The 19,967-nt window shown below is 68.6% G+C and carries 23 protein-coding genes and 3 tRNA genes; 15 read left to right on the top strand and 11 right to left on the bottom strand.

Annotated elements, in window-relative coordinates; translation table 11 throughout:
• The 6 genes from A5702_RS06745 to A5702_RS06770 all read left to right on the top strand — a co-directional run.
• The coding region (locus A5702_RS06745; protein WP_068219315.1) for a class I SAM-dependent methyltransferase at nt 1–451 on the top strand (451 nt) is incomplete at its 5' end.
• Nucleotides 452–507: 56 nt separating this feature from the next.
• Entirely contained in the window at nt 508–1,539 is a 1,032-nt protein-coding gene (locus A5702_RS06750; protein ID WP_068219318.1) for a phosphotransferase family protein, read from the top strand.
• Between the two features lies 1 nt (nt 1,540).
• Nucleotides 1,541–2,305 (top strand): SDR family NAD(P)-dependent oxidoreductase, encoded by a 765-nt coding sequence (locus A5702_RS06755; protein ID WP_068219319.1) that lies wholly within the window; start codon nt 1,541–1,543, stop codon nt 2,303–2,305.
• A gap of 17 nt (nt 2,306–2,322) precedes the next feature.
• The gene (locus tag A5702_RS06760; protein WP_068219320.1) at nt 2,323–3,630 is read left to right on the top strand and encodes an acyl-CoA dehydrogenase family protein; all 1,308 of its coding nucleotides are present in this window, start codon (nt 2,323–2,325) and stop codon (nt 3,628–3,630) included.
• Nucleotides 3,627–4,238, top strand: coding sequence for a TetR/AcrR family transcriptional regulator (locus A5702_RS06765; protein WP_068219322.1), 612 nt, complete (start codon nt 3,627–3,629; stop codon nt 4,236–4,238). Before A5702_RS06760 ends, A5702_RS06765 begins: the two co-directional genes overlap by 4 nt.
• Complete coding sequence (locus A5702_RS06770) at nt 4,238–5,209, top strand: NADPH:quinone oxidoreductase family protein (protein WP_068219324.1); 972 nt, start codon at nt 4,238–4,240, stop codon at nt 5,207–5,209. Before A5702_RS06765 ends, A5702_RS06770 begins: the two co-directional genes overlap by 1 nt.
• On the opposite strand, the gene A5702_RS06775 is transcribed toward A5702_RS06770, so the two are convergent.
• The gene (locus A5702_RS06775) at nt 5,199–7,079 is read right to left on the bottom strand and encodes an alkyl/aryl-sulfatase (RefSeq protein ID WP_197506512.1); all 1,881 of its coding nucleotides are present in this window, start codon (nt 7,077–7,079) and stop codon (nt 5,199–5,201) included. The genes A5702_RS06770 and A5702_RS06775 overlap by 11 nt on opposite strands.
• 162 nt (nt 7,080–7,241) lie before the next feature.
• Here A5702_RS06775 and A5702_RS06780 point away from each other — a divergent pair, with 162 nt between their 5' ends.
• Nucleotides 7,242–7,718 carry a lipoprotein LpqH gene (locus A5702_RS06780; RefSeq protein WP_055405309.1) on the top strand — a complete coding sequence of 159 codons (477 nt, stop codon included), beginning with the start codon at nt 7,242–7,244 and terminating at the stop codon, nt 7,716–7,718.
• Here A5702_RS06780 and A5702_RS06785 read toward each other — a convergent pair.
• The 6 genes from A5702_RS06785 to A5702_RS06800 form a co-directional block, all read right to left on the bottom strand.
• Nucleotides 7,711–9,216: a cell wall metabolism sensor histidine kinase WalK gene (locus A5702_RS06785; protein ID WP_055405311.1), complete on the bottom strand. Its 1,506-nt coding sequence runs from the start codon at nt 9,214–9,216 to the stop codon at nt 7,711–7,713. The genes A5702_RS06780 and A5702_RS06785 overlap by 8 nt on opposite strands.
• 100 nt (nt 9,217–9,316) lie before the next feature.
• Nucleotides 9,317–10,021, bottom strand: a complete 705-nt coding sequence (gene tcrX, locus A5702_RS06790; protein ID WP_055405310.1) for a two-component system response regulator TcrX — start codon at nt 10,019–10,021, stop codon at nt 9,317–9,319.
• A gap of 152 nt (nt 10,022–10,173) precedes the next feature.
• Nucleotides 10,174–10,329 (bottom strand): DUF6131 family protein, encoded by a 156-nt coding sequence (locus A5702_RS26650; RefSeq protein WP_197506511.1) that lies wholly within the window; start codon nt 10,327–10,329, stop codon nt 10,174–10,176.
• Entirely contained in the window at nt 10,326–10,589 is a 264-nt protein-coding gene (locus tag A5702_RS25505) for a hypothetical protein (protein ID WP_082459989.1), read from the bottom strand. The genes A5702_RS26650 and A5702_RS25505 overlap by 4 nt, the downstream gene beginning before the upstream one ends.
• Nucleotides 10,590–10,692: 103 nt before the next feature.
• On the bottom strand, nt 10,693–11,103 hold the full coding sequence (locus tag A5702_RS06795; RefSeq protein WP_067823840.1) for an MmcQ/YjbR family DNA-binding protein: 411 nt from the start codon (nt 11,101–11,103) through the stop codon (nt 10,693–10,695).
• A 51-nt stretch (nt 11,104–11,154) separates the two neighbouring features.
• On the bottom strand, nt 11,155–12,096 hold the full coding sequence (locus A5702_RS06800) for a class I SAM-dependent methyltransferase (protein ID WP_068219336.1): 942 nt from the start codon (nt 12,094–12,096) through the stop codon (nt 11,155–11,157).
• 199 nt (nt 12,097–12,295) lie between these two features.
• On the opposite strand from A5702_RS06800, the gene A5702_RS06805 reads away from it, so the two are divergent.
• Nucleotides 12,296–13,294 carry a phosphotransferase family protein gene (locus A5702_RS06805; protein ID WP_369817876.1) on the top strand — a complete coding sequence of 333 codons (999 nt, stop codon included), beginning with the start codon at nt 12,296–12,298 and terminating at the stop codon, nt 13,292–13,294.
• 19 nt (nt 13,295–13,313) lie between these two features.
• Complete coding sequence (locus tag A5702_RS06810; protein WP_068219342.1) at nt 13,314–13,826, top strand: hypothetical protein; 513 nt, start codon at nt 13,314–13,316, stop codon at nt 13,824–13,826.
• Nucleotides 13,827–13,914: 88 nt separating this feature from the next.
• Here the strand turns inward: A5702_RS06810 and A5702_RS06815 are convergent.
• Both A5702_RS06815 and A5702_RS06820 read right to left on the bottom strand, forming a co-directional pair.
• A tRNA-Arg gene (locus tag A5702_RS06815) sits at nt 13,915–13,987 on the bottom strand.
• Between the two features lie 45 nt (nt 13,988–14,032).
• Nucleotides 14,033–14,121, bottom strand: a tRNA-Ser gene (locus A5702_RS06820).
• Nucleotides 14,122–14,207: 86 nt separating this feature from the next.
• Here A5702_RS06820 and hisC point away from each other — a divergent pair.
• Nucleotides 14,208–15,275, top strand: a complete 1,068-nt coding sequence (gene hisC, locus A5702_RS06825; RefSeq protein ID WP_055405528.1) for a histidinol-phosphate transaminase — start codon at nt 14,208–14,210, stop codon at nt 15,273–15,275.
• An 11-nt stretch (nt 15,276–15,286) separates the two neighbouring features.
• A complete protein-coding gene (locus A5702_RS06830; protein ID WP_068219348.1) occupies nt 15,287–15,748 on the top strand; it encodes a DUF4334 domain-containing protein in 462 nt (153 codons plus the stop codon).
• A gap of 167 nt (nt 15,749–15,915) precedes the next feature.
• On the opposite strand, the gene A5702_RS06835 is transcribed toward A5702_RS06830, so the two are convergent.
• Complete coding sequence (locus A5702_RS06835; RefSeq protein WP_197499836.1) at nt 15,916–16,500, bottom strand: TIGR03086 family metal-binding protein; 585 nt, start codon at nt 16,498–16,500, stop codon at nt 15,916–15,918.
• Between the two features lie 23 nt (nt 16,501–16,523).
• Between A5702_RS06835 and A5702_RS06840 the strand changes: the two genes are divergently transcribed.
• Genes A5702_RS06840 through A5702_RS06850 form a run of 3 tightly spaced genes read left to right on the top strand, consistent with a single transcriptional unit; the run spans nt 16,524 to nt 18,830 of the window.
• The gene (locus A5702_RS06840) at nt 16,524–17,348 is read left to right on the top strand and encodes a crotonase/enoyl-CoA hydratase family protein (protein ID WP_055405525.1); all 825 of its coding nucleotides are present in this window, start codon (nt 16,524–16,526) and stop codon (nt 17,346–17,348) included.
• Between the two features lie 25 nt (nt 17,349–17,373).
• Nucleotides 17,374–18,609 carry a lipase LipE gene (gene lipE, locus A5702_RS06845; protein ID WP_068219350.1) on the top strand — a complete coding sequence of 412 codons (1,236 nt, stop codon included), beginning with the start codon at nt 17,374–17,376 and terminating at the stop codon, nt 18,607–18,609.
• A 29-nt stretch (nt 18,610–18,638) separates the two neighbouring features.
• The gene (locus A5702_RS06850) at nt 18,639–18,830 is read left to right on the top strand and encodes a hypothetical protein (protein WP_055405523.1); all 192 of its coding nucleotides are present in this window, start codon (nt 18,639–18,641) and stop codon (nt 18,828–18,830) included.
• Between the two features lie 34 nt (nt 18,831–18,864).
• On the opposite strand, the gene A5702_RS06855 is transcribed toward A5702_RS06850, so the two are convergent.
• A tRNA-Ser gene (locus A5702_RS06855) sits at nt 18,865–18,951 on the bottom strand.
• Nucleotides 18,952–18,988: 37 nt separating this feature from the next.
• Here A5702_RS06855 and A5702_RS06860 point away from each other — a divergent pair.
• Nucleotides 18,989–19,957, top strand: coding sequence for an NAD(P)H-quinone oxidoreductase (locus A5702_RS06860; protein WP_068219425.1), 969 nt, complete (start codon nt 18,989–18,991; stop codon nt 19,955–19,957).
• Nucleotides 19,958–19,967 lie beyond the last annotated feature (10 nt).

Here is a 19,967-nt window from a genome sequence, read left to right on the forward strand (position 1 = left end):
CAGCGCCACAGCCATCGAGGCCGCGGCCGCCGCGGCCGCGGAACGGGGGCTGACCACAGCGACTTTCGCCCAAGCCGACGTCACCAACTTCCGCGGCTATGACGACCGCTTCTCGACCGTCCTGGACAGCGGGCTGCTGCACGCGCTGCCGCCGGAACGGCGCCAGGATTACCTGCAGTCGATCTTCCGGGCGGCCGCCCCCGGCGCGGCGCTGTACATCCTGGCCTTCGCCACCGGCGCGCTCGGCGACGCGAGTCAGGGCGGCCCGCGCGGCTTCGCCGAAGCCGAGTTGCGTGACGCCGTGTCGGAGCTGTGGCGGGTCGACGATCTGCGGCCGACCAAGGTCTACGGCAATGCGTCGCCCGACTACCCGCTGCCACACCTGGAACACGACGGCGAAGGCCACTTCATGGCGTCGGGCTTTCTGCTCAGCGCCCACAAGCCGGGCTGATCCGGCCCGTCCGCGTAGGAGAATGCTATTCTCCGCACAGAGAGTGGGGTGTGCGGATGACGACGGTAGGTCAGACCCAACTGGACGCGGGTGTGCTTGGCCGCTGGCTGGACTCCAACGGCGCCCCGGGAAACGGTGAACCACCGCGGCTGGAGCAGCTGAAGGGCGGCTCGCAGAACACGCTGTACCTGCTCGACCGCGGCGGCGAGCGGATGGTGTTGCGGATGCCCGGCGCCCGCGCGGACGCCGCCCGCATCGACGGCCTGCTGCGCGAGATCCGCTTGGTGCGCGCGCTGTCCGGCACCGACGTCCCGCACGCGGCGCTGATCGCCGCCGACGACACCGGCACCGTGCTCGGCATGCCGTTCTACGTCATGCAGGCCATCGACGGGTGGAGCCCGATGGACGGGGGCTGGCAACCGCCGTTCGACACCGACCTTGCCGCCCGGCGCGGGCTGGCCTTCCAGCTCGTCGAGGGCGCGGCCAAGCTGGGCCGGGTGGATTGGCGGGCCCAGGGCCTGGACGGTTTCGGTCGTCCGGACGGCTTCCACGAGCGGCAGGTCGACCGCTGGCTGGCCTTCCTCGACGCCTACAGGGTGCGCGAGCTGCCCGGGCTCGAGGAGGCCGCCGACTGGCTGCGCAACAACCGCCCGGCGCATTACCGGCCGGGCATCATGCACGGCGACTACCAGTTCGCCAACGTGATGTTCGCGCACGGGGAGCCGGCGCGACTGGCCGCGATCGTCGACTGGGAGATGACGACCGTCGGCGACCCGTTGCTGGACCTGGCGTGGTGCCTGCTGGGCTACGACGGAGAGGAGCCCCGAGCCGACGGGTTCTATCTGGACATGGGCGGCATGCCCAGGCGCGGCGAATTGCTCGAGCACTACCAGCAGATCAGCGGGCTGTCGACGGAGAACATCGACTATTACCTGGTGCTGGCGAATTGGAAGCTCGGCATCGTGCTGGAGAAGACCTATGCGGCCGGCGTGCGAACCGGCAAGGTGGACTCCAAGATTCAAGGCGCCTTCGGGGCGATGATCCCCCAGCTCATCGCCACGGCGGCCGAGCTGGCGAGGGCACACTGAAATGGCTTACGTGGAGCGGCTTTTCGACCTCACCGACCGGGTGGTGCTGGTCACCGGCGGCAGCCGCGGGCTGGGCCGCGAGATGGCGTTCGGCGCCGCCCGCTGCGGCGCCGACGTGGTGATCGCCAGCCGCAACATGGACAACTGCGTGGCCACCGCCAAGGAGATCGAGGCCGAGACCGGGCGCGCAGCCATGCCGTATCAGGTGCACGTGGGCCGCTGGGACCAGCTCGACGGCTTGGTCGAGGCGACCTATGACCGGTTCGGCAAGGTCGACGTATTGATCAACAACGCGGGCATGTCGCCGCTGTACGACAAGCTGACCGACGTCACCGAGAAGCTGTTCGACGCGGTGGTCAACCTCAACCTCAAGGGCCCGTTCCGGTTGTCGGCCCTGGTTGGCGAGCGCATGGTGGCGGCCGGGCGCGGGTCGATCATCAACGTGAGCACGGCCGGATCGCTGCGCCCGACACCCGACATCGTCCCCTATGCCGCCGCCAAGGCCGGCCTCAACGCCATGACCGAAGCCTTGGCGAAGGCATTCGGGCCGGCGGTGCGGGTCAACACGCTGATGGCCGGCCCGTTCCTGACCGACGTGAGCAAGGCCTGGAACCTCGAGGCGGCCCACGGCAAGCCGTTCGCGCACCTGGCCCTGCAGCGGGCCGGGGAGCCGGCCGAAATCGTGGGCGCCGCACTGTTTTTGGCGTCCGATGCGTCCAGTTTCACCACCGGCTCCATCCTGCGCGCCGACGGCGGAATCCCCTAGCAGATAGGAGCGATCGAATGTCTTGGGACTTCTCCACCGAACCGGAATTTGCCGAGAAGATCGACTGGGTCCGCGAGTTCGTCCGCCAGGAGGTGGAACCCCTCGAGGTGCTGTTTCCGGGTTGCGAGTTCCTGCCGCTGAACGACGAGCGCCGGCGCATCGTCGATCCGCTCAAGCAGCAGGTCCGCGACAAAGGCCTGTGGGCACCGCATTTGGGCCCCGAACTCGGCGGTCAGGGCTTCGGCGCGGTGAAGCTGACGTTGATCAACGAAATCCTGGGCCGCAGCCCCTGGGCGCCGATCGTGTTCGGCACCCAGGCGCCGGACACGGGCAACGCCGAGATCATCGCCCGCTTCGGTACGCAGGAACAAAAGGACCGCTATCTCGCCGGGCTGTTGTCCGGGGAGATCTTCTCGTGCTTTTCGATGACCGAGCCGCAGGGCGGGGCCGATCCGCGAGTCTTCCGCACGCGCGCCTTCCGTGATGGCGACGACTGGGTGATCACCGGGCGAAAGTACTTCTCCTCCAACGCCTCCGTCGCGTCCTTCTTCATCGTCGTCGCGATCACCGACCCGGACGTGCCCGTCCACCGCGGCGCCTCGACCTTTCTGGTGCCGGCCGGTAGCGAGGGGCTGACCATCGAGGCCACCCACCACCTGGTCGGCGCGCTGCCGCACGAGCCCGGGCACTCGCTGGTGCACTACGACGGGGTCCGGGTGCCGTCGGACGCGCTGCTGGGCGAAGCCGGGCAGGGCTTCATGATCCTGCAGACCCGGCTCGCCGGTGGGCGCCTGCACCACGCGATGCGCTCGATCGGGGTGGCCCAACGCGCGGTGGAGATGATGGCCCGGCGCGCGAAAAGCCGCTTCACACAAGGTAGTTCACTGGCCGACAAGCAGCTGGTGCAGGCGTTCATCGCCGACTCCTACACCGAGTTGATGCCGTTCCGGTTGGCGGTGCTGCACGCGGCATGGCTGATCGACACCGCCGGGGAGCACGCAGCCCGCGCCGAGATCGGCGCGTGCAAGATACTGGCGTCGCAGGTGCTCAAATCGATTGGGCTGCGCGCGATCCAGGTGCACGGCGCCCTCGGCACCACCGACCAGCTGCCGCTGGTCAACGTGCTGCTCGGCGGGGTTGCGCTCGGGCTGGCCGACGGGCCGACCGAGGCCCACAAGGTGAACCTGGCCCGGCTGCTGCTCAAGGGGTACGAGGCCGAGGACGCCGAATGGCCGAGCGAGCTGCTGGACATCCGGCGCGAGGCCGCCCGGTCCAAGTACGGCGACCTCATCGACCGGGTTCCGGCGCTGCCCGATTCGCCGTGACCAGCAGGGTGACCGCGGCGGTCGAGCGGGCGCTCGACGACCGCCAGCGCGAAGCCACCGAGGAGGTCGAGCGCATCCTGGCCGCCGCCGTGCGCGTCATGGAACGCGTCGCGCCCGAACCGCCGCGGGTCAGCGACATCGTCACCGAGGCGGGCTCGTCGAACAAGGCGTTCTACCGCTATTTCGCCGGCAAGGACGAACTGATCCTGGCCGTGATGGAACGCGGGGTGGGCATCGTGGTGTCCTACCTCGAGCACCAGATGGCCAAGGAGCCGAAGCCCCGCGACCAGGTCGCGCGCTGGATCGAGGGCACGCTCGCGCAGGTGGCCGACCCGCACCTGATCAGCATGAGCCGCGCGGCCGCCGGGCAGATGTCGGCCGGCACGAATTGGCGGGCGGCGGATCAGGAGATGATGCGGCCGCTGCGCGATCTGCTCGTCGAACCCGTTGCGGCGCTGGGCAGCAGCGACGTCGAGCGGGACGTGGAGGCCGTGTTCAGTTGCGCGGCGGCGACGATGCGCCGATACGTGGGCTCGGGCGACCGGCCGAAGCCCGACGACATCGCACACCTGGTGCAATTCTGTCTACGCGGCCTGGGGGTCAGTTGATGCGCGCGGTCGTCTGCCGTTCCTACGGCACCCCGGAAGATCTGGTTCTCGAGGACGTCGACGATCCCGTGGCCGGTCCCGGGCAGCTGTTGGTGCGCGTCCACGCCGCCGCCGTCAACTTCCCCGACGTCCTGTTCATCGCCGGCAAGTATCAGGTCAAGATCCCGCCGCCGTTCATCCCGGGCAACGAGATCGCCGGTGAGGTGATTGCCGCCGGCGACGGCGCGCCGTTTCGCCCAGGGCAGCGCGTGGCCGGAACCACTTTCGGGGCGTTCGCCGAGCAGGCGTTGCTGGACGCGAGCCAGGCGACGCTCGTCCCCGACGACGCCGACTTCGCCTCGGCGGCCGCCTTCGGCGTCACCTACCGCACCGCGTATCACGCGTTGCGCTCGACCGCCGCGGTGGCGCAAGGGGATTGGGTGGTCGTGCTGGGCGCGGCGGGCGGCGTGGGGCTGGCCGCCGTCGACCTGGCCGTCGCCCTGAAAGCGCGGGTGCTCGCCGCGGCGTCGAACGCCGACAAACTCGAACTCTGCCGCCAACGCGGCGCCGAGGCGACCGTCGACTACGACCGGGAGGACTTGAAGTCACGCATCCGCGAGCTCACCGGCGACGCCGCCAGGGTGGTCATCGACCCGGTGGGCGGGCCGTACGCGGAGCCGGCGCTGCGCGCGCTGGCGCGCGGCGGCACCTTCGTCACGCTGGGCTACGCGGCCGGGACGATACCGGCCATCCCGCTGAACCTCGTTCTGCTCAAAGACATCTGCGTGCGCGGCATGGAGATCCGCACCTTCATGACAGACCACCCCGACGAGGCCGTCCGCGACATGCGGGAATTGTCGGAGATGTTCGCCGCCGGAACGATCCGGCCGTACATCGGGGCGCGATTCCCGTTGTCCGACACCGCCGCCGCGCTGCGGCATGTGGCCGACCGCAAAGTGATGGGCAAGGTCGTCATCGACGTCACGGCGTGACGATGTTGAAGCTCGGGTCCGGCTGGTCCAGCACCCCCAAGAAGGCCCGCAGCGCGTCCTGGTCGCCCGATATCTGCAGGCCGGGCGAGGCGAAGTCGCCCAGCGCCGCCGTCAGGATCCGAGACTTGCTGTCCAGCTTGACCGTAACGGTGGCCGTCGCCGGATCGGCCGCCGCCCTGCGGTACACCAGCACCCCGTTGCGCAGGGTGAGCCGGTAGTTGACGTCCAGATCCGCGAAGGCGATATCGATCGCGACATCGAGATCCCAGCTTCTCGGCCCGTCGACCCGGATCGCGAGGCTGTCGAAGATCTGCTCCGGTGTCAACTGGGACAGCATCGTGGGCGAGGCGACCTGAGCCGCGGTGCCGAAGTTGCCGCTTCGCAATTCGGTTGCGCCGCTGAGGAAGAAGTTGCGCCAGGTCGCGTTCTCCGCGCCGTAGGCCAGCTGTTCGAGCGTGTCGGCGTACAGCTCGCGGGCACCGGCGTGCCCGTCGTCGGCGAAGGTCGCGTGATCCAGCAGCGTTGCCGCCCAACGAAAGTCGCCGGCGTCGTACGCCGCCTGAGCCAGGCCCACTACCCGGTCGATTCCACCCATCGCCTCGACGTAACGCGGCGCGAGAGCCTCCGGCGGATGCGGCCACAACCGGCCCGGGTTGCCGTCGAACCAGCCCATGTAGCGCTGGTAGACCGCCTTCACGTTGTGGCTGACCGACCCGTAATAACCGTGGGTGTGCCAGGCGCGTTCGAGCGCGGGCGGCATCCGGAACATCTCCGCGATCTCAACACCGGTGTAGCCCCTATTGAGCAGTCGCAGCGTCTGGTCGTGCAGATAGGCGTACATGTCGCGTTGCAGGGATAGAAACTCGACGATGCTGTCCCGGCCCCAGGTCGGCCAGTGGTGCGAGGCGAACACCACGTCGGCGCGGTCGGCGAAGGTGTCGATCGCCTCGGTGAGGTAGCCGGACCAGGCGTGCGGGTCGCGCACCAGCGCGCCGCGCAGCGTCAGCAGGTTGTGCAGGTTGTGCGTGGCGTTTTCGGCCATGCACAGCGCGCGGAAAGCCGGGAAGTAGAAATGCATTTCGGCCGGGGCCTCGGTGCCGGGCGCCATCTGGAATTCGATCTCCACGCCGTCGATGGTGTGCTTCTCGCCGGTCTCGCGGATGTCGATGGTCGGGACGATGATCGCCACCTCGCCGGTGGACGGGGCCTGGCCCAGCCCGCAGCCCACCTGGCCCATCGGGCCGCGCGGCAGCAGGGAGCCGTACATGTAGGTCGCTCGGCGCGTCATGGCCGGGCCGGCGTAGACGTTCTCCTGCACGGCGTGCTCGACGAAACCGTCCGGCGCCAGCACGGCCACCGCACCGGAGTCGACCTCCGCCTGCGAGGTGACGCCCAGGACGCCGCCGAAATGGTCGACATGGCTGTGCGTGTAGATCACCGCGACGACGGGGCGGTCGCCGCCGCGGTGCGTGCGGTACAGGCCGAGGGCGGCGGCCGCGACCTCGGTGGAGACCAGCGGGTCGATAACGATGATGCCGGTGTCCGTTTCGACGAACGTGACGTTGGAGATGTCGAGCCCACGGACCTGGTAGATGCCCGGAATCACTTCGTAGAGGCCTTGTTTCGCGGCCAGCGTCGACTGCCGCCACAGGCTGGGGTGCACCGACGTCGGAGCGGGGCCGCCGAGGAAGGAGTACGCGTCGTTGTCGCAGACCACCCGTCCGTCGGCGGCCTTGATGACGCACGGCGACAGGGCGGCGATGAAGCCACGATCGGCGTTGTCGAAGTCCGCGTCGTCATCGAATGGCAGCGCGTGCGCGCCGTGTGCCGCCTCGATGACCGCGGTGGGGCGTTTGTGTTCCACGCCAATACATTGCCATTGCGCGGCCATTCCGCACAGCGTTCATTGGCAACCGACCAATGAACATGCAAACAATTACCTCGAACCCTAGATATTGAGTCCAGTTAACCCGCATACTGCCCAGACGGCCCTCAATGCCGAGGGTCGCAACTTTCGGGCGAAGGAGATCACGTGAAGCGTGGACTGATGGTCGCGGCGGTTGGAGCGGCAGTTCTAGCCGCCGGTATTTCCGGCTGTTCCAGCAACAAGTCGAGTTCGGGCGGTTCGGGCACTAGTTCGGCCATCAACACCTCGGCGGGCGCTGCCAGCGGAACCAAGGTCCTCATCGACGGCAAGGACCAGAACGTGAGCGGCTCGGTCGTGTGCACGACCGCAGGCGGCAACGTGAACATCGCGATCGGCGGTGCGGCGACCGGAATCGCCGCCGTGCTCACCGACGCCAATCCGCCCCAGGTGAAATCGGTTGGGCTGGGCAATGTCAACGGCGTGACGCTCGGCTACACCTCCGGGACCGGCCAGGGCAACGCCTCCGCCGAAAAGAACGGCAACAGCTACAAGATCACCGGCACAGCCACCGGGGTCGACATGGCCAACCCGATGCAACCGGTGAACAAGCCGTTCGAAATCGACGTCAACTGCTCTAGCTAGCTGAGCTCGCGGGCGGTTGCCACCCGTTCAGTGGCAACCGCACCGTGAACTCGGTATGGCCGGGTGAACTTTTCACCGCGATCGTGCCGTCGTGCGCCTTGACCACAGCGGACACGATCGCCAGACCCAGTCCGGTGCTGCCGCCCTTGCGCGAACGCGAGGTGTCTCCGCGGGCGAACCGCTCGAACACTTCGGACTGCAACGCCGCCGGGATGCCGGGTCCGTTATCGATGACCTGCAGCACGGTGTGTGCCGGCTCGGTGGTCAACCGCGTGGTCACGACCGTGCCCGCGCCGGTGTGCAGGCGGGCGTTGGCGAGCAGGTTGGTCAGCACCTGGTGCAGCCGGGCGCCATCACCCGTGACGATCACGGGCTCTTCGGGCAGGTCGAGCTCCCACTGATGGTCTCCTCCGGCGACGTGCGCGTCGTTGACCGCGTCGACCGCCAGCCGCGACAAATCGACCGGTTCGCGCTCCAGCGGCCGGCCGGAATCCAGGCGGGCCAATAGCAGCAGGTCCTCGACCAGGCGCGTCATCCGTTCGGTCTCGGAGGCCACCCGGCTCATGGCGTGGGCTATTGCCTCCCGGTCCCCGCCTTCGCGGTCCATGCGCTGGGTGAGTTCGGTGTAGCCGCGGATCGCGGCCAGCGGCGTGCGCAGTTCGTGACTGGCGTCGGCGACGAACTGGCGCACCCGGGTCTCGCTCGCCTGCCGCGCCGACAGCGCGGCCGCGATGTGGTCAAGCATCCGGTTGAGGGCCGATCCGAGCTGGCCCACTTCGGTGGCCGGGTTCGCGTCGGATTCGCGGACCCGGACCGGCAGCTGGACCTCGCCGCGGTCCAGCGGCAGGTCGGCCACGTTGCTCGCGGTCTGCGCGACGCGACGCAGCGGCGCCAGCGCCCGCCGGATGATGATCACCCCGGCGATGGTCGCGGCCGCCAGCGCTATCACGGTGACGATCGCGAAGATGATCAGCATCCGGATCAGGGTGGCGTCGACATTCGACATCGACAGGCCGGTGACGATGGTGTCGCCGCCGTTTCGGCTCGGGGCCGCGACCACCCGGTAACGGCCGAGGCCGTCCAGGTTCAGGGTCACGGGCGCGCGGCTGTCGGCGATCTGTTCCAGTTGGGTCTGGGCGGTTGAGGTCAGCGCGGCCCGGGTCCCACTGCTGGTGAGGTAGCCGGCATCGACCGTCTTGCCGTGGTTGATCACCGCGGCGACCATGCCGGCCGGCTGACCGGGGGCGTCCAGGAATCGGGGGCCCGGGCCGGGCCGCTGATAGTAGGAGTGGTCGCGCCGCGGCCGGTTCGGTTCGGGATACATCAGTGCCGAGCGGAACGACGTGCCGGCGAGTTGGCCGTCGAGCTGCTTCACCAGGTGATGGTTCAGCGCCAGCTCGGTCACCGCGGTGATGCCGACGCACACGATGGCCAGCACGACGATCTGCCCGACCAGCAGCCGCAAGCGCAGCGACCAGGCCCGGCGCGAGCTGGCCAACGGTCGCACCCCGCGGCGCCCGGCTTCGCCGGGCTTGCGATCGCTCCTAGCCAACGGTCGCGACCCGCGGCGCCCGGCTTCGCCGGGCTTGCGATCGCTCCTAGCGGGCCGGCTTGAGGACATAGCCCGCGCCGCGCAGCGTGTGGATCATGGGCTCGCGGCCGTTGTCGATCTTCTTGCGCAGGTACGAGATGTACAGCTCGACGATGTTGGACCGGCCGCCGAAGTCATAGCTCCACACCCGGTCGAGGATCTGGGCCTTGCTCAGCACCCGCTTGGAATTGCGCATCATGAAGCGCAGCAACTCGAATTCGGTGGAGGTCAACGCGATCGGCTCGCCCGCGCGGGTGACCTCGTGACTGTCCTCGTCGAGCACCAGGTCGCCGACCACCAGTTGCGCGCCGCTGTCCACCGTCGTCACGCCGGTGCGCCGCAGCAGCGCCCGCAGCCGCAGCACCACCTCTTCGATGCTGAACGGTTTGGTGACATAGTCGTCGCCGCCCGCGGTCAACCCGGCGATGCGGTCTTCGACGGCATCCTTGGCCGTCAGCAGGAGCACCGGCAGCTGGGGGTTCTCCTCGCGCAGCTTGTGCAGGACGTCGAGCCCGCTCATGTCGGGCAGCATCACGTCGAGGACGACCACATCCGGGCGCTGGGCGCGGGCCGCGGCGATCGCCGATGACCCGTCACTGGCCGTGGCGATGTTCCAGCCCTCGTACCGCAGCGCCATCGACACCATCTCGGCCAGGACGGACTCGTCGTCCACCACCAGAACGTTGATCGGATTGCCGTCGGCGCGACACATGACAACCCGCTCGACGGATGCTCGCGGCTGTGTCACACGTTCCAGTATGCGCACCGCGCTGAGCCGTGGCTATGGCTTACCTTTGCGCTGCCTGTGAACGGGATCGCGCGACTGCCCGGCAGTCGCGCGATCCCGTTTTCCCGGCGAGGTGGCTAATACCAGTAGCGCCGGCCGGCGACCGGACGCCCGACGGAGCCCATAATCCACAAGATGGCCCCGATAACGAGCAAGACGATACCGAGTACCCACAGCAAATGGATACCGAAAACAAATCCGAGAATTAACAGGATCGCACCGAGGACAATCATGACACTTTCCTTAATGTGAGGGGTTCTATGCTGCTGGGCATCGAGCTGGGCTGCGGGACATGGCAATCCTTGACTTTCGGGTTGACGCCCGCGTAATTCAAAGGGCCCGCGACCACGGTCAACGCGATGTTTCCAGCCGTGACACAACTGGTTGAGTCACCCTTGAAGTAATCGCGTTGCCATGCCGCAAAAACCCCGATCAGCAGCCATACCAAGGCAATGGTGCCGATGATTCCGCTGCCACGCATGGTGACCTCCAATGTGGACGAGAAAAATTTCTCGTGGACGGTAGTTACCCATTCGACTTGCGTCTAAACATGGCCCGGGATGAATTCGGCAGTGCCCCAGCGGAGCCCGCTGGGATCAGGCGTGCTCGGCGAGCCACGCCGCGGCCCGCCGCTTGGAGGCTCGCGAAAGCCACGCGTCCTGGATGAGCTCGGCCAGTTCCGTCCTGCCGATTTCGCCGAGCCGGGCGGCCCGCACCAGCACCGAGGGATGCCCGTCGAAGTGGTCGGTGCTGAAGAACGGTGACGCGGGGTCCTGGATCAACGCCAGCTTGTCGCTCTCGGACTCCACCCAGAGCATGATCACGTCGGCATATCGTTCGCCGGTGTCGGGATCGGTGGCATCGGGCTGCGGCGTGCGGAAGAAGACGAAAGACTTGCCGCCCACCTGATAGATCGCGTTGCCCTTCGGGCCCTCGAGACGCTGCACGTGCGGCATCGACGCGGCGATCTCGTGCACGTCGCGCACTCGTGCCGGTCGATCAGCCACACCGGTGAGGGTAGCGGCCATGCGCGCGTGGGCGTTTGAGTGTCGTCCGCGCTAGCCGCGGCGCTGCGCGGAGACATACAGCGTGGGGGGCATCGCGTGCTCGGATCCCTGCGGTACGCGTCGGCCGTAGCGAGCCATCAACTCCGAAAACGTCGCCGTGGCGACGTCCCAGCCCCGTTCGCGAAGCCAGCCGTCGACCGGCGTGCGCTCCTCCGCGTACCAGAGGTCGTCGAAATCGGTGATCTCGGCGTCGACCAACTTGGCCGCCGCGGCACGCATGCGCTGCATGTCCTCGCGCTGGCGCCGGACGACGTCGGGGTCGGTGAAACCCTCACCGGGCACGTTGGAGGCGAGCCAACTGCCCTGCGCGCTCAGCGAGTGGACGCGCTCGAACAGCAAGTCCTGGGCCTGCGCGGGCAGGTAACGAACCAGGCCCTCCGCCGACCAGGCCGCCGGCCCCGACGGGTCAAACCCGGCCTCCCGCAACGCCGTTGGCCAGTCCTGCCGCAGATCGATGGCGACGTTCACCAGTTGCGCCTTGGGTTCGGCGCCGTGCTCGCGCAGCGTGTTGGACTTGAACTCCAGCACCTTGGGCTGGTCCAGCTCGTAGACAACCGTGCCGTCCGGCCAGGGCAATCGCCAGGTCCGCGCGTCCAGGCCGGCGGCCAGGATGACCACCTGGCGGACGCCGGCGTCCGCCGCGCCCAGGAAAAACTCGTCGAAAAACGCTGTGCGCGTGGCCATGAAGTCGATCATCAGCTGGATCCGCGACCCCACTTCCGGCTCCAGCTCCACCGCCTTGGCCAGCGCCGCGGGATCCGCGTAGATGCTCCACATGCCCTCGCCCGCGGCGTCCACGAACACCCGCGCGAAGGGATCGTTGATCAGGGGATCCTCGCTCGCCGTCTCGGCTGCCCGCGCCGCGGCGACGCCCAATGCGGTGGCCCCCACGCTTTGGGTGATGTCCCAGGAGTCGTTGTCGGTACGCGGCATCGCCAGTCCCTTCCAGGCCCGAGAGTCAGTTAGTTCCGCACACTATTGTTCCAGCCTCCGCCACCCCCGGCCGCGTTCAGGCGGTGACTTACGCTCTTTCCCAGTGGGCCCACAGGTTGCCGAAGGGAGCGCCGCGATGACGCGCACGCCGCACGAACTGGCCGTGGCCGGGGTCGACCTCGACGCCGTAGCGACGTGGATGTCCCAGCGGGGGCTCGGCGCGGGCCCGATTCAGGATGTTTCCGCCGTCACCGGCGGCACCCAGAACGTCATGCTGCGGTTCACCCGGGCCGGCCGGCCCTACGTGCTGCGGCGCGGGCCGCGGCACCTGCGCCCGCGGAGCAACAGCGTCATCCTGCGGGAAACGAAAGTCCTTGCCGCACTGGCCGGCTCCGATGTGCCGCACCCGCATCTGATCGCGGCGTGCGAGGACCCCGGCCTGCTGGGCGACGCCGTCTTCTACCTGATGGACCCGGTCGACGGGTTCAACGCCGGCGAGGGGCTGCCGCCGTTGCATGCCGGCGATCGAAGTGTGCGGCACGGCATGGGCCTCTCGATGGCCGACGCGCTGGCCAAGCTGGGCGCGGTCGACCATGTGGCGGTCGGTCTCGCCGACTTCGGCAAGCCGGAGGGCTTTCTGGAACGCCAGGTGCCGCGCTGGCTTTCGGAGCTGGACTCCTACAGCGAGTACGACGGCTACCCCGGGCCCGACATCCCGGGCATCGAGGAGGTCTCGAGCTGGCTGGACCGCCACCGGCCGACAACCTGGACACCCGGCATCATGCACGGCGACTACCACGCCGCCAACGTGATGTTCTCCCGCACCGGGCCGGACGTGGTCGCGATCGTCGACTGGGAAATGTGCACCATCGGCGACCCGCTGCTGGACCTGGGCTGGCTGTTGGCCACCTGGCGCCAGCCCGACGGCTCCAGCGTGTTCAGCCACGCCCTGGGCGGTCAGGACGGGCTGGCCAGCACCGACGAGCTGTTCGAACGCTACGCCGCCAACACCACCCGCGACCTGTCCCACATCACCTGGTACACCGTGCTGGCCTGCTTCAAGCTGGGCATCGTGATCGAGGGGACGCTGGCGCGGGCCTGCGCGGGGAAGGCCGAAAAAGAGGTCGGCGATCAGCTGCACGCGGCCACGGTGCACCTGTTCGAGCGGGCGCTGCGCCTCATCGACGGCGCGGCCTGATCCACTAACATCTGCGTTCGTGCCTTACCCCGAGGAACCCGACTACTACTCCGAGCCGACCCAAGCCGCGTATGGCGGGTACTACGACGAGCCGGCGCCCGAGCCGGAGCCGCCCACCCCGTTGTACCGCCGTCCGGCGGCGCTGGTCGCGGCCGGCGCGCTCGGGGTGATCGTGCTCGCCGCGCTGGTGTTCGCGGTGGTCAAACTCGCGACCGGTTCGCCCGCCCACGGCCCGGCGGCGACGACAACGACCACCACCACCACCGTTCCGTCCACCACGGTGGCCACCACGACTTCGCAACCGTCCCGGCACCACGGCGGCGGTGGGGCGCCGGCGCCGACCGAGACCGTCACCGAGACGGTCCCCCCGCCGAGCACGGACACCCCCAGCACCGACACCCCGACCCCCACCACGACGGAGCCGCCGAGCACCGTCACGGCCTCACCGAGCACCGAGACCAGCACCGTCACCCAAACCGTGACGGTTCCCCCGCGCCGCGGGCCGTTCGGGGGCCCGTTCGGGGGACGGTAGGGATCCTCGGCCGTCGCCGGCAAGGTTGGTACACAACGGTTTTCGGCCGGGGATCAACCGGGATGTGAAGCGGCCACGGCGATTAGAGCGCGCCCGAAGGGATTCGAACCCCTAACCTTCTGATCCGTAGTCAGATGCTCTATCCGTTGAGCTACGGGCGCCGGTCGTTCAGTTGTCTTACGTTGTGCTCCTCCAACTGGAGTCAGCGGAGGCGAGAGGATTTGAACCTCCGGTCCCCTTTGAGGGGGACAACTCATTAGCAGTGAGCCCCATTCGGCCGCTCTGGCACGCCTCCCTTTTGGACTTTTCGAGGGTACCCGACCCCGGTCCGGTCTCGCGGAACCGGCCATACTGTACACATTCGCGACATAAACTGTCGAAGTGACCGCCCGCCTGCGTCCCGAACTGGCCGGATTGCCAGTGTATGTGCCCGGCAAGAACGTGCCGGGCTCCATCAAACTGGCCAGCAACGAGACCGTGCACGGCCCGCTGCCCAGCGTGCATGCGGCGATCGAGCGTGCCGTTGCCGTCGTCAACCGCTACCCGGACAACGCCAGCGTCGACCTCAAGGCGGCGCTGGCCATGCACCTGGGCCCCGACGTCGCCCCCGAACACATCGCAGTCGGTAGCGGTTCCGTCACCCTGTGCCAGCAGCTGGTGCAAATCACCGCATCCGCCGGCGACGAGGTGATGATGGGCTGGCGCAGCTTCGAGTGCTACCTGCCCATCGTCCAGGTGTCCGGCGCCACCGCGGTCAAAGTGCCGTTGACCGACCACACCCACGACCTCGACGCCATGCTCGCCGCGATCACCGACCGCACCCGGCTGATCTTCGTCTGCAACCCGAACAATCCGACGTCGACGGTGGTCGATCCCGAAGCCCTGAGGCGTTTCGTCGAGGCCGTGCCGCCGCACATCCTGATCGCCATCGACGAGGCCTACGTCGAATACATCCGCGACGGCATGCTGCCCAACAGCCTCGATCTGGCCCTCAACCGCAGCAATGTCGTTGTGCTGCGGACCTTTTCGAAGGCCTACGGACTGGCGGGCCTGCGCGTCGGGTATGCGGTCAGCCACCCCGACCTGATCACCGCACTCGACAAGGTCGTCATGCCGTTCGCGGTGACGAACGTCGCGCAGGCGGCCGCGATCGCCTCGCTGGAGGCGTCCGGCGAACTGATGGCCCGCACCGACGCGCTGGTCGCCGAGCGGACCCGGGTCACCGCCGAGCTGCGCGGCGCCGGGTTCACCCTGCCGCCGTCGCAGGCCAACTTCGTCTGGCTGCCGCTGGGCGCCCGGACCGAGGACTTCACCGAGCAGGCCGCCAACGCGCGGCTGGTGGTGCGACCGTTCGCCGGCGAGGGGGTGCGCGTCACCATCGGTGCGGTGGAGGAGAATGACGCGCTGCTGCAATTCGCCTGCGACTGGATTTCCCGCACCGAACCGTAAGGAGTCGTCCGTTGAACTTGGCGCGCAAACTGTTCACCGAGTTCAAGGAGCGTGACGGCGACATTCCCGACGCCGAACTCGACGACTTCTGGGCGGGGCTCGAGCCCGCGACCATCGAGGGCATGCTCGGCGAGTGGAAGGGCGGCGAGTTCCGCACCGGCCACCGGATGAACGGTCAGCTGGAGAAGGCCGGCTGGTTCGGCAAGACCTTCAAATCGGTCCGCGACGTGCAGCCGCTGGTCTGCCTCGACGCCGACGGCAACAAGTTCTCCAACGTCGAGATGGGCAAGGGCGAGGCCAGCCTGTGGCTGGAAGAGTTCCGCGGCGAGGTCACCGCGACGATGGTCTATGACGGCCAGCCCGTGCACGACCACTTCAAGAAGATCGACGACGACGCCGTGATGGGCATCATGAACGGCAAGGGCGTCCGGGATAACGGCCGGTATTACTACTTCTACCTGGAGCGGGTGTAGCAGCTCGACCAGCGTGCGTCTACGGCTTTGAGTGTGTAGCCAGGGCGGGGATCCGGGCCGAAATGCGCCGTGAGCGCACTCCCAAAGCCCTCATCGCACACGCGATGGACACGCGATGGGCGCGATGGGCGCGCGATATGGGCGTGATGGCCGCACACCGGCCCGAATTACCGCGCCGGGTCGCGGCCGGTGAAGGCGACCAACCGCTCGAGCGCGCCGGCGTCCTCGGGCACGTCGACCGGGTCGTCGAAGCCGGCGCCACCGCGGAACTCGGGCCGGATGATGTTGCGGGCCAGCCCCAGCACGTACTCGGACAGCGGCTCGGGCGCGTTCACCTCGTGTCCCACCGCGGCGGCGTAATCCCAAGCGTGGACCAGGAATTCGATCGACAGGACGCCGCACGCGCCCTTGGCGGGCATCTCCCCTTTGCCGAACGGCACCGACCCGTCCAGGCCGTGCCGATGCCAGGCGTCCAGCGCGGGCCGGGCCGCCGCGACCACCCGCCGTTCCACCGAATCACCGTCGTCGGCTTCGGGGATCTCCGCGCCGACCATGCCGCCCAGCGCGGTGATCGACTTCAACAGGTGATCGGTCAACTGCGCCACGTCGAACTCCGCGCACGGCGTCTGGCGGGACAGGTCGTCGGCGGCGATGGTGTGCAGCACCCGCTGCAGCACCCCGAGGGTGTCCTCGGCGCTGTGCAGTTCGTCGGTGGGCGGGGAATGCGGGCCGGGCCGCAAATCAGGAGCCATATTTGCCACGCTACGGTCTCGATATGGCGCAAGCATACGAATCCGTCACGGTGGAAACGAAAGATCACGTCGCCCAGGTGACGCTGATCGGGCCGGGCAAGGGCAACGCGATGGGCCCGGCGTTCTGGTCGGAGATGCCGGAGCTGTTCGCGGCGCTGGACGCCGACCCCGAGGTGCGGGCGATCGTGCTGACCGGTTCGGGCAAGAACTTCAGCTACGGCCTGGACGTGCCCACGATGGGTGGGTCGTTCACCCCGCTGCTGTCCGGGGACGCGCTGGCCGGCCCCCGCGCGGTGTTCCACCGCGAGGTCAAACGGATGCAGGGCGCGATCACCGCGGTCGCGGACTGCCGCACCCCGACCATCGCGTCGGTGCATGGCTGGTGCATCGGCGGCGGCGTCGACCTCATCTCGGCGGTCGACATCCGCTACGCCAGCGCCGACGCCAAATTCTCGGTGCGCGAGGTCAAGCTCGCCATCGTCGCCGACGTGGGCAGCCTGGCCCGCCTGCCGATGATCCTGGGCGACGGCCACCTGCGCGAGCTGGCGCTGACCGGCAAGGACATCGACGCGGCCCGCGCGGAGAAGATCGGCCTGGTCAACGACGTGTACGCCGACGCTGACGCCACGCTGGCCGCCGCGCACGCCACCGCCGCCGAGATCGCCGCCAACCCGCCGCTGACCGTCCACGGCGTCAAGGACGTCCTCGACCAGCAGCGTGCCGCGGCCGTGTCGGAGAGCCTGCGCTACGTCGCCGCCTGGAACGCGGCCTTCCTACCGTCCAAGGACCTGACCGAGGGCATCGCGGCGACATTCGAGAAGCGCCCGCCGCAGTTCACCGGCGAGTGAGCCGCCGACACGTACCCTCGCTGAGGTGACATCAGACGGGAGAATCCGCGTCCCGGCCGACTTGGACGCCGTGACGACGATCGGCGACGAAGACCACTCCGAGATCGACGGCGCCGCCGTCGACCGGATCTGGGCGGCCGCGCGGCACTGGTATGCGGCCGGCTTTCACCCCGCCATCCAGCTGTGCCTCCGCCACAACGGGCGCGTCGTGCTCAACCGGGCGATCGGCCACGGCTGGGGCAACGCCCCGACCGACCCGCCAGACGCCGAGAAGATCCGCGTCACACCGGACACGCCGTTCTGCGTGTACTCCGCGGCCAAGGGGATGGCGGCGACCGTGGTGCACATGCTCGTCGAGCGCGGGGTGTTTTCGCTCGACGACCGCGTCTGCGATTACATCCCCACGTTCACCAGCCACGGCAAGGACCGGATCACCATCCGCCACGTCATGACGCACAGCGCCGGGCTGCCCTTCCCCACCGGACCCAAGCCGGACGTCCGACGCGCGGACGACCATGAGTACGCGCAGCAGAAGCTGAGCGAGCTGCGCCCCCTGTACCGGCCGGGGTTGGTGCACATCTACCACGCGCTCACCTGGGGTCCGCTCGTTCGCGAGATCGTCTACGCCGCCACCGGCAAGGAGATCCGCGAGATTTTGGCGACCGAGATCCTCGACCCGCTCGGCTTCCGGTGGACCAACTTCGGCGTCGCCAAGGAGGACCTGCCCTTGGTCGCCCCGAGTCACGCGACCGGCCGACCGTTGCCGCCGGTGGTCGCGCAGATCTTCCGCAAGGCGATCGGCGGGACGGTGCACGAGCAGATCCCCATCACCAACACCCCGCTCTTCCTCACCACGATCATCCCGTCGTCCAACACGGTGTCGACCGCCAACGAGATGTCCAGGTTCGCCGAAATCTGGCGCCGCGGCGGCACTCTCGACGGGGTGCGGGTGGTCAGCCCCGAGACGATGTACGGCGCGGTCAAGGAATGCCGCCGGCTGCGACCGGATTTCGCCGTCGGGCTGCAACCCGCGCGGTGGGGCACCGGCTTCATCCTGGGCACCGACCGGTGGGGGCCGTTCGGGCGCCACGCGCCGCACGCCTTCGGCAACCTCGGCCTGGTCAACATCGCGATCTGGGCCGACCCGGCGCGCGGCCTGGCGGCCGGCGTGGTGAGCAGCGGCAAACCCGGCCGCGATCCGGAAGCCAAGCGCTACACCGCCCTGCTGGACAAGATCACCGCGGAGATCCCCGCCGGTTGAGGGCGCCCTCGGGTGGGAACACTGCCGCCATGGCTACCTACCGAGTGCTCAACCCGAAGGGCGACGTCGTCGCGACCAAGGACATCGAAAGCGCCGACAAGGCGCACGCGTGGTTCGCCGATGAGGCGGTCGAGGGCAACGAACTGGGCTGGCGCATGGAGGTCGAAGCCGACGGCGAATGGCGCTTCTTCGACGACAGCGAGGGCGACCGCAGCTACTAGCGTTTGCCCCCGACGAGTGGGCACCCGACACCAGCGGTGGCGGAGGGATTTGAACCCCCGGACGGTGTTAGCCGTCTCTCGCTTTCAAGGCGAGTGCATTAGGCCGCTCTGCCACGCCACCGCTGATTAGGGTAGCGGGACTCGGTAGCGTGGCCACCATGCGCGCAATCGTCGCCGAATCCCCCGACCAGCTTTCCTGGCAGGAGGTGCCGGACGCGTCCGCCGGCCCGGGCGAGGTGCTGATCAAGGTCGCCGCGGCGGGCGTGAACCGCGCCGACGTGCTGCAGGCCGCCGGCAAGTACCCCCCGCCGCCGGGCGCCAGCGAAATCATCGGCATGGAGGTGTCCGGCGTGATCGCCGAAACCGGTGACGGCGTCACGGGTTGGCAAGCGGGACAAGAGGTTTGCGCGCTGCTGGCCGGTGGCGGATACGCCGAGTACGTCGCCGTGCCCGCGGGTCAGGTGATGCCGATTCCCTCCGGTGTCGACCTCGTCGACGCGGCCGGGCTGCCGGAGGTGGCCTGCACGGTGTGGTCCAACCTGGTCCTGACCGCCCACCTGGGCAAGGGCCAGCTGCTGCTGATGCACGGCGGCGCCAGCGGCATCGGGACCCACGCGATTCAGGTCGCCCGCGCGCTGGGTGCGCGGGTGGCCGTCACGGCCGGTTCGGCCGAGAAGCTGGAGTTCTGCCGCGAGCTCGGCGCCGAGATCACCATCAACTACCGCGACGAGGATTTCGTCGAGCGGCTGCGGGAAAGCGGCGGCGCCGACGTGATTTTCGACATCATGGGCGCCGCCTACCTGGACCGCAACCTCGACGCCCTGGCCGTCGACGGGCAGCTGGTCATCATCGGGATGCAGGGCGGCATCAAGGGTGAGCTCAACATCGCCAAGCTGCTGATGAAGCGCGCCCGCGTCATCGGCACCACCCTGCGGGCGCGCCCGGTCACCGGGCCCAACAGCAAGACGGAGATCGTGCAGGCGGTGATCGGGTCGGTGTGGCCGATGATCGCCGAGGGCCGCGTCCGGCCCATCATCGGCGCCCGCCTGCCCATCCGAAAGGCCGGCGAGGCACACCAACAGCTGACGTCGAGCAAGGTGACCGGAAAGGTCGTGCTGACCGTCTAGGCCGCCGAGC

Source organism: Mycobacterium sp. E3339, from assembly GCF_001666915.1.
Classification (GTDB): Bacteria; Actinomycetota; Actinomycetes; order Mycobacteriales; family Mycobacteriaceae; genus Mycobacterium.